This is a genomic window from Cobetia sp. SIMBA_158, from assembly GCF_046566945.1.
Classification (GTDB): Bacteria; Pseudomonadota; Gammaproteobacteria; order Pseudomonadales; family Halomonadaceae; genus Cobetia; species Cobetia amphilecti.
In genome coordinates this window covers 1-392 of the sequence record NZ_JAWJYL010000091.1, presented here as the reverse complement: position 1 = coordinate 392, position 392 = coordinate 1, and the positions used below count along the sequence as shown (strand labels likewise).

Here is a 392-nt window from a genome sequence, read left to right as displayed (position 1 = left end):
GGTGAAAGAATGGGAAGTGTAGTAGCAACTACTGTAGAAAAAGACATACAAACTTATACAGCATTATCAGAAAGAAACCGTGAGACATTCGACGTTATCGAGTTGCCTTACGGTTTTTATAATGCAGATTTTTCTATTGCTACGGGCTATCGAGTGAATCCTGAAACGAAAGAAATTGAATTTACTTATCCTACTGGTGAAGAAACACCTGAAGTAATTGAATACGAAGCAACATTAAGTGAAAAGGTGGCAGCGTTTGAATCAGAAAACGCTGCTATTTTACTTTCTACAGCATTTCAGGAAATGAAAATAACTTCTTTAGAAGAAGAAAATGCTAACTTGCTTCTAAGTAATGCTTTACAAGAAGCTAAATTATCTACTTTGGAAGAAGA

The 392-nt window shown here is 34.9% G+C and carries 1 protein-coding gene; it reads left to right on the top strand.

Translation table 11 applies throughout. The features are described from left to right. A partial coding sequence (locus R2R70_RS19120; protein WP_410978768.1) for a hypothetical protein occupies positions 1-392 on the top strand: 392 nt, incomplete at both ends.